The sequence below is a fragment of the Phenylobacterium sp. genome (assembly GCF_030693405.1).
In the GTDB taxonomy this organism is placed as follows: domain Bacteria; phylum Pseudomonadota; class Alphaproteobacteria; order Caulobacterales; family Caulobacteraceae; genus Phenylobacterium.
This window is the reverse complement of sequence record NZ_JAUYAW010000042.1, coordinates 1-7,222: the sequence shown is the minus strand read 5'-3', so window position 1 is coordinate 7,222 and position 7,222 is coordinate 1. Positions and strand designations below refer to the sequence as shown.

The 7,222-nt window shown below is 69.0% G+C and carries 10 protein-coding genes; 7 read left to right on the top strand and 3 right to left on the bottom strand.

The features are described 5' to 3' along the window. A partial coding sequence (locus Q8N19_RS07970; RefSeq protein WP_305589498.1) for a radical SAM protein occupies positions 1 to 817 on the top strand: 817 nt, incomplete at its 5' end. Positions 818 to 891: 74 nt separating this feature from the next. On the opposite strand, the gene Q8N19_RS07965 is transcribed toward Q8N19_RS07970, so the two are convergent. Beyond that, positions 892 to 1,527 carry a trimeric intracellular cation channel family protein gene (locus tag Q8N19_RS07965; RefSeq protein WP_305589496.1) on the bottom strand — a complete coding sequence of 212 codons (636 nt, stop codon included), beginning with the start codon at positions 1,525 to 1,527 and terminating at the stop codon, positions 892 to 894. A gap of 95 nt (positions 1,528 to 1,622) precedes the next feature. Between Q8N19_RS07965 and ftsY the strand changes: the two genes are divergently transcribed. From ftsY to Q8N19_RS07950, 3 genes are all read left to right on the top strand, one after another. Further along, positions 1,623 to 2,558, top strand: coding sequence for a signal recognition particle-docking protein FtsY (ftsY, locus tag Q8N19_RS07960; protein WP_305589494.1), 936 nt, complete (start codon positions 1,623 to 1,625; stop codon positions 2,556 to 2,558). Continuing rightward, positions 2,555 to 3,145 carry an inner membrane-spanning protein YciB gene (locus tag Q8N19_RS07955; protein WP_305589492.1) on the top strand — a complete coding sequence of 197 codons (591 nt, stop codon included), beginning with the start codon at positions 2,555 to 2,557 and terminating at the stop codon, positions 3,143 to 3,145. Before ftsY ends, Q8N19_RS07955 begins: the two co-directional genes overlap by 4 nt. A gap of 107 nt (positions 3,146 to 3,252) precedes the next feature. Further along, positions 3,253 to 3,858, top strand: a complete 606-nt coding sequence (locus tag Q8N19_RS07950) for a MarR family winged helix-turn-helix transcriptional regulator (protein WP_305589490.1) — start codon at positions 3,253 to 3,255, stop codon at positions 3,856 to 3,858. Between the two features lie 78 nt (positions 3,859 to 3,936). Here Q8N19_RS07950 and Q8N19_RS07945 read toward each other — a convergent pair whose 3' ends face one another. Beyond that, positions 3,937 to 4,689: a Bax inhibitor-1/YccA family protein gene (locus Q8N19_RS07945; protein WP_305589488.1), complete on the bottom strand. Its 753-nt coding sequence runs from the start codon at positions 4,687 to 4,689 to the stop codon at positions 3,937 to 3,939. Between the two features lie 187 nt (positions 4,690 to 4,876). Between Q8N19_RS07945 and thpR the strand changes: the two genes are divergently transcribed. Beyond that, positions 4,877 to 5,413 (top strand): RNA 2',3'-cyclic phosphodiesterase, encoded by a 537-nt coding sequence (gene thpR, locus Q8N19_RS07940; protein WP_305589486.1) that lies wholly within the window; start codon positions 4,877 to 4,879, stop codon positions 5,411 to 5,413. Between the two features lie 33 nt (positions 5,414 to 5,446). Here thpR and Q8N19_RS07935 read toward each other — a convergent pair whose 3' ends face one another. Then, complete coding sequence (locus Q8N19_RS07935) at positions 5,447 to 5,827, bottom strand: DUF2237 family protein (protein WP_305589485.1); 381 nt, start codon at positions 5,825 to 5,827, stop codon at positions 5,447 to 5,449. Positions 5,828 to 5,879: 52 nt separating this feature from the next. Between Q8N19_RS07935 and Q8N19_RS07930 the strand changes: the two genes are divergently transcribed. Together Q8N19_RS07930 and Q8N19_RS07925 are read left to right on the top strand one after the other, a co-directional pair. Then, on the top strand, positions 5,880 to 6,764 hold the full coding sequence (locus Q8N19_RS07930; protein WP_305589483.1) for a CoA ester lyase: 885 nt from the start codon (positions 5,880 to 5,882) through the stop codon (positions 6,762 to 6,764). Positions 6,765 to 6,796: 32 nt separating this feature from the next. After that, the gene (locus Q8N19_RS07925) at positions 6,797 to 7,000 is read left to right on the top strand and encodes a hypothetical protein (protein ID WP_305589481.1); all 204 of its coding nucleotides are present in this window, start codon (positions 6,797 to 6,799) and stop codon (positions 6,998 to 7,000) included. Positions 7,001 to 7,222 lie beyond the last annotated feature (222 nt).

The following is a 7,222-nucleotide window of genomic DNA, read 5'->3' as shown; positions in this document are numbered from 1 at the left end:
CATCCCGTTCGGCCGCGGCAATTCCCGCTCGGCGCCGGCCGGCGAGGTGGTGGAACAGGTCCGTCGCCTGGCGGCCGAAGGCTATGCCGAGGTGGTGCTGACCGGGGTGGACGTCACCAGCTGGGGCGCCGACCTGCCGGGCCAGCCCAGCCTGGGCCAGCTGGCCGGGCGAATCCTGAAGCTTGTTCCGGAGCTGCCCCGCCTGCGCCTGTCCTCCATCGATGCGGCCGAGATCGATGATGATCTGCTGACCCTGTTTGCGGCCGAACCGCGGCTGGCGCCCTATCTGCACCTGTCCCTGCAGGCGGGCGACGACATGATCCTCAAGCGCATGAAGCGCCGCCACAGCCGGGCCGACGCCCTAGCCCTGGTGGCCAAGGTCCGCGCCGTGCGCCCCGACGTGGCCTTCGGCGCTGACCTGATCGCGGGCTTCCCCACCGAAACCGAGGCCATGTTCGCCAACACCCTGAAGCTGGTGGAGGAGGCGGGGCTTTCGTACCTGCACGTCTTCCCGTTCAGCCCCAGGCCCGGCACGCCGGCCGCCCGGATGCCTCAGTTGCCGAAGGCGGAGATCAAGGCCCGCGCCGCAGCCCTGCGCGCGGCGGGCGAGGCCGCGCTCTCCCGCCACCTGGACCGCCAGGTGGGCCGTACGGTCGACGCCCTGATCGAACGGCCAGGCGTGGCCCGCGCGCCGGACTTCACCGAGATCCATTACGAGGGCGAGGCGGTGGTCGGCCAGATCACCCCCTTGCGCATCACCGGCCACGCCGGCGGCAAGGCCCTGGCGGTCCTTTCCACCTTGATGGCGGCCGAGTAGGCGCGCAGCGCCCCAAAGAAGAGCGGTCCTTCGTGTCCCCTCTTGAAAGCGCCTGCGGCGCGTAAGACGGGAGCCTAGTCCGCGTCCGGCGTCGCGCGGCCCGGGAAGCCGGGCAGGGACCAGCGGAAGACGATGGCGCCGGCGCGGATGGCCAGGCCGGCCCCGAAGCCGGCCAGGGCTGAGGGCATCTGCGGGACGCCCATCACATTCAGCACCACGAAGACGCAGGCCCCCACCAGGGCGGCGGTGACGTAGATTTCCCGCTTGAGCAGCACGGACGGCTCCTCGGCCAGCACGTCGCGCAGCGCCCCGCCGAAGGTGGCGGTCAGCACTCCCATGACCACTGCCGCGCCCGCCGGAGCCCCGAAGGCCAGCGCCTTGGCCGCGCCCACCACGGCGTAGGCGCAGAGGCCCAGCGCATCGAGCCAGGTGAGAATGAACAGTCGCGCCTTGCCGGCTCCGAACAGCCAGACGGCGATGGCTGCGGCCAGGGGCGCGATCAGATATTCCGGACGGACCACCCAGAAGACCGGCGCATCGATCAGCAGGTCTCGCAATGTGCCGCCGCCGACCCCGGTGACAGCAGCGAAGAAGGTGAAGGTGACGATGTCGTGCTTGCGCCGGGCCGCGGCCAGGGCGCCCGAGGCGCCGAAGACGAACACGGCGGCATAGTCCAGCCAGACAAGGGCCGCCCCCAGGCCGTCCTCCATGTGTCGGTCCCTCCGGTTCGAAGCGATGCTAGCCCGCCCTGCCCGATCCTGCGAGGGCAGGTGACGGCGGCGGCGGCGGCGGCTAGAAGCGGCCCATGACGCAGGAAAAAAAGGGCTGGCTGCAGCGGCTGACCACCGGCCTGTCGCGCTCGTCGCGGCAGATGTCCGAGACGGTGGTGGCGAGCTTCGTCAAGCAGCCCCTGGACCAGGCCAAGCTGGACGAGCTGGAGGAAATGCTGATCGAGGCCGATCTCGGGCCTCACTCGGCCGCCCGGATCACCGCCCGCTTCGCCGAGACGCGCTTTGGCAAGACCGCCGACGAGACCGAGATCAAGGAAGCCCTAGCGCAGGCCATCGGCGAGGAGCTGTCATCCCGCCGCGGGACCTTCGATCCGTTGGGCGGCCCCAAGCCCTATGTGGTGATGTTCATCGGGGTCAACGGCTCGGGCAAGACCACGACGCTGGGCAAGATCGCCACCGACCTGACCCGCCAGGGGGCCAAGGTGCTGGTGGTCGCCGGCGACACCTTCCGCGCCGCCGCCGTCGAGCAGCTGGCCGTGTGGGCGGAGCGCGCCGGCGCCGACTTCATGTCCAGGCCCACAGGCTCGGACGCCGCGGGCCTGGCCTATGACGCCCTGGAGCGGGCGCGGGCCGAGAATTACGACGTCCTGCTGATCGACACCGCCGGCCGGCTGCAGAACAAGCAGGGCCTGATGGACGAGCTCCTGAAGATCAACCGGGTGCTCAAGAAGATCGATCCGGAGGTCCCGCACGAGACCCTGCTGGTGCTGGACGCCACGGTGGGGCGCAATGCGCTGAACCAGGAGAATATCTTCGGCAACCAGATCGGGGTGTCGGGCATCGTCATGACCAAGCTGGACGGCACCGCCCGTGGCGGGGTGCTGGTGCCGGTGGCCCAGGCGTCCGACTCGCCGATCAAGCTGATCGGGGTTGGCGAAGGGGTCGATGATCTGCAACCCTTTGAGCCCCGGGCCTTTGCGAGGTCCCTGGTCGGACTGGACACCCCATGAGGCTTTCGCCGCAGACCCGCCGCACGGTTCGCTTCATCGTCGATTACGGCGGTCTGATCACCTTCCTGATCGGCTTCTTCCTGTCGGGCCGCGACCTGGTGGAGGCCACCAAGTGGCTGATCGGCGGGTCGGCCGTCGCCCTGCTCATCGGCCTGGTCTTCGAGCGTCGCATTGCGCCCCTGCCGGCCATTTCCGGGGGGGCGGCGCTGTTTTTTGGCGCGCTCACCGTGGCGTTCGATGATCCGGTCTTCGTGAAGATCAAGCCGACCATCATGAACCTGCTGTTCGCCGCAGGCCTGCTGGGCGGGATGGCCTTCGGCAAGAGCCCCCTGAAACTGCTGATGGGCTCCAGCATCCAGCTGCCTGAGGTGGCCTGGCGGAGGCTGACCTTGAGCTACGGCCTGTTCTTCGCCTTCCTGGCGGGGCTGAACGAGGTGATCTGGCGCACCCAGAGCGACGAGGTCTGGGTGCTGTTCCGCATGCCGGGCATCCTGATCCTGACCTTGGTATTCTCCTTCACCCAGGTGCCGCTGATGATGAAGTACGCCAAGACCGACGAGCCGCCCCCGCCGCCGACCCCAGGCTGAGCACGCGGGTGCGGCTTTGCGCCGCCCACGGACCTTCCGTCGTCAAAGCGACGCACAAGGCCTATATCCTTTCCGGCGGTCGGGTTTGACGCGGGGAGAGCGGGCCGATGGCGAAGAACAAGAATCCAGATGATCTCGGCGCCGGCGGCTCAGGCGTGCCGGCCCTCGACGGCTCCCCTAGCCATCTGTTGCACCGGGCCCTGCAGGTCTCCCTCGACATCTATGCCGAGACCTTCGGCGACAGCGACCTGACCCAGAGACAATATGCGGTGCTTTCGGCGGTGGAGGCCCAGGAAGGGCTGACCCAGACCGATCTGGTGCGCGCCACCGGCATTGACCGCTCCACCCTGGCTGACATGGCCGCCCGGATGATCGCCAAGGGTCTGCTGGCCCGGGAGCGCTCCCAGGCCGATGCGCGGGCCAATGCGGTGCGGCTGACCGAGGCCGGCGTGGCCGTCCTGGCTGAGGCGCGGCCCAAGATGGCCCAGGCCGATGAGCGGCTGATGCGGCTGGTCAGCGGCGGCAAGCGCGAGACCTTCCTGGCCCAGCTGCGCCAGATGGTGGCGGCGGGCGAGACTGGCGCCGAGGCCCAGGCAGGCGAGGCCGCCCCCAAGGCCGAAAAGGCCGCTAAGCCCAAGAAGGACAAGCCTGCCAAGGACAAAGGCCTAAAAGGCGAAGGCAAGAAGAAGAAAAAGTCCAAGAAGGCCGCCTGATCCCGGCGGCGCGTCGCCCACGAAAAAGCCCCGGCGGGTGAGCGCCGGGGCTTGGTTGTTCCTGGAAGTGCCGGGCGCCTAGCGGCGGTCGCCGAAGATGGCCAGCAGGAATTGGAACAGGTTGATGAAGTTGATGTAGAGGCTCAGCGCCCCATAGTTGGTCGCAACGCCCATGGCCGCTTCGTCGCCGCCCAGCTGGTAATAGGTCATCTTCAGGCGCTGGGTGTCGAAGGCGATGAGGCCCGCGAAGATCAGCACGCCAAGAACGCTGATGATGAAGTTCATCATCGAGTTCTGGATGAACATATTGACCACCATGGCGATGATCAGGCCGAACAGGCCGACGATCAGGAAGCTGCCGAAGGCCGTGAGGTCCTTCTTGGTGGTGTAGCCGAACAGGGACAGGCCGCCAAAGGCGGTGGCCGTAATCAGGAAGGTCGAGGCGATAGACCCGCCGGTATAGACCAGGGTCAGCACGCCCATGCCGGCGCCGATCAGGGCGACGATGGTCCAGTAGAGCATCCCGGAGGTCTTCGGCGAGGCGTTCTTCAGGGCGAAGGCCCCGAACAGCATCACGGCCAGCGGCGCAAACGCCACAATCATCCCAAGGACGGTCATTCCGGCCAGGCGTCCATCAGCCGTGACCGTGTACATCAGGTCGCGGACAGGCGGGTATTGGCCGGTCACGAAGGCCAGAGCGGCCGACAGGACGAGGCCAAGCGCCACCTTGTTGTAGACGCCAAGCATGAAAGCGCGAAGACCCGCGTCCACCGACATGTCGGCGCGATCCGCGGGGATCGTGCGCGCGTGGGCGCGGTTGAAGTCGCTCATCGAGGCAAAGCCCTTTCTTGTGCGCGTCCAATATCGGACGCCTGCCTAATATCGGGACCCCGGGGGCTCCTGACAAGGATAACCGGTAAGCGGGCAAGGGATATCGCTGGTTCCACTCCAGCTTTGCGCCGGCCGTTCCGGCCCGGACGGCTTGGAAGCCCCCGCCCCCCTGGTCTAGAACCCCCCCATGCTTCGTCTCTTCGCCGCTCTGGCTGTCCCTGAGGATGTCGCCCTGGCGCTCAGCGCCCGGCAGCGGGACCTAGAGGGCGCCCGCTGGCGGCCCCTGGAAGCCCTGCACATCACCCTACGCTTCTTCGGCGAAATCCCGGAGAACCAGGCGGACGACCTGGACGCCGAGCTGGGCTGCGTCACCGGCCGCCCGCTGCAGATCGCGCTGGAAGGGGTGGGCGCCTTCGGCGAGGGCCGGGACATCCATGCAGTCTGGGCCGGGGTGGCCGAGAATGCCGAGCTTCGCCAGCTGGCCGGCCGCTGCGAGGCCGCCGCGCGCCGGGCGGGGCTCGCGCCCGATCGCCGCAACTACCGGCCCCACGTGACGCTGGCCTATCTGTCACAGCCGGAGCCGCAGGCGGTGGCGGCCTGGATACAGACCCACAATCTGATGAAATCCCCACCCTTTTCGATGGCGAGTTTCGGCCTCTATTCGAGCCGCAAGGGATCGAGCGGGCCGGCCTATCATCTGGAGCGGGACTACCCCCTGATCTGAGGCCCCTGATCTGAGGTCCGGACAGGGGCGGCCTCAGGCGACGGCGTAGTCCTTCAGCACGCCCAGCGGCACGATGGCCAGGGTCTCCTCGTGGGTGGCCTCCAGGACAAGCTTGGGGGCGCAGCCGGCGTCCAGCGCTTCTTTCCAGCGGGGCGCGCACAGGCACCAGCGGTCGCCAGGCCGCAGGCCGGGAAAGCCGCTCTCCGGAACGGGGGTCGACAGGTCGTTGCCCCGGGACCGGGAGAAGGCCAGGAACTCGGCGGTCATCACCGCACAGACCGTATGCAGACCCAGGTCATGGGGGCCGGTCTCGCAGCAGCCATTGCGGAAAAAACCGGTCACGGGGTCCATGGAGCAGCGGGCGAGCTCGCCCCCCAGAACGTTCTTGGCCTCGGCGTCGTATCGGATGGTCATGGCCCTATCCTAGACGCTAAGACGAGGCCTGCGCCAAGGGAGTCCCGCACCCATGAGACCGCCTTCCGCCGACGCCGCCCCGCCGCCCGGCCGCCCCCGCCGCAGCGCCCTCTATATGCCGGCCGCCAATCCCCGGGCCCTGGCCAAGGCGCGCGACCTGCCGTGTGACGTGGTCATTCTCGATCTGGAGGACGCCGTGGCGCCCGAGGCCAAGGTCGAGGCGAGGCGGGCGGCCTGTGCTGCGGTGTCCGAGGGCGGGTTTGACCCCCGGGAGGTGGTGATCCGGATCAATGGCCTGAGCACCGAGTGGGGCCAGGCCGATCTGGAGGCCGCGGCCCGGGCGCGCCCCAACGCCATCCTGGTCCCCAAGATCGATGGTCCCGATGATCTCGCGCCCTATTCCAAAGCCCTGCCGGAGGGCGTGGCGCTCTGGGCCATGGTCGAGACCTGCCAGGTGCTGTTCCGCCTCGACGCCCTGGGCGCCGCGGCGCAGGCCCATGGGCTCACCACCCTGGTCGCCGGGACCAATGACCTGGCCAAGGAGATGGGCTGCCGCCACGACGCCGAGCGCGCGCCCCTGCTGGCGCCCCTGTCGCTGATGGTGGCTGCGGCCCGCGCGCACGGACTTGTGATCCTGGACGGGGTCTTCAACGGCATCGACGACGCCCAGGGGCTGGCGCGCCAGTGCGCCCAGGGGGAAGCCTTCGGATTCGACGGCAAGACGCTGATCCATCCCAGCCAGATCGAGGCCGCCAACCAGGCCTTTTCCCCCGATCCCGGGGCGGTCGCCTGGGCCCGGCGGGTGGTGGAGGCCTTTGATTCGCCAGAAAACACCGCTAGGGGCGTCCTTCGTGTGGAGGGGCGCATGGTCGAGCGGCTGCACCTGGAACAGGCCCGTCGCCTGCTCGCCGTGGCCGACGCCATCGCCGCGACCTGACTGGACGCAGGAAGACCAAGGAGCCTCGCCCCATGGGATGGACCGCCCCGCCTCGCCGCCGCCTGGCCCTGATGGCGCCGCTCGCCGTCCTGCTGACGGCCGCCCCGGCGCTGGCGCAGTCGTCCGATCCCATCGGCGACCTGCTGGGGGGCCAAGGTCCGTTGACCACCGCGCCGCCGGCGGCTCCTGAGCCCGCGCCCGCGCCCGCGCCCGCGCCCGCCGAGGAAAGACCATAACGCCGCGCGTTCTCGAGCAGGTTGCGCAGCACGCGACGCAGCAGCTTGGCGTGACCTTGTACAAGCACCGATGACGCGCCCGGCGCGATCGCCAGATCGGCCCCGGTGCGGGCGCACTCTTCTGCGGCCAGCCCCACCAGGTCCACTTCTTCGGTGGCGCCCAGGGTCGACACGTCGCTGGCGTCGCGCAGGTCCAGCCGGCTCGCGAGCAGGATCTCGTCG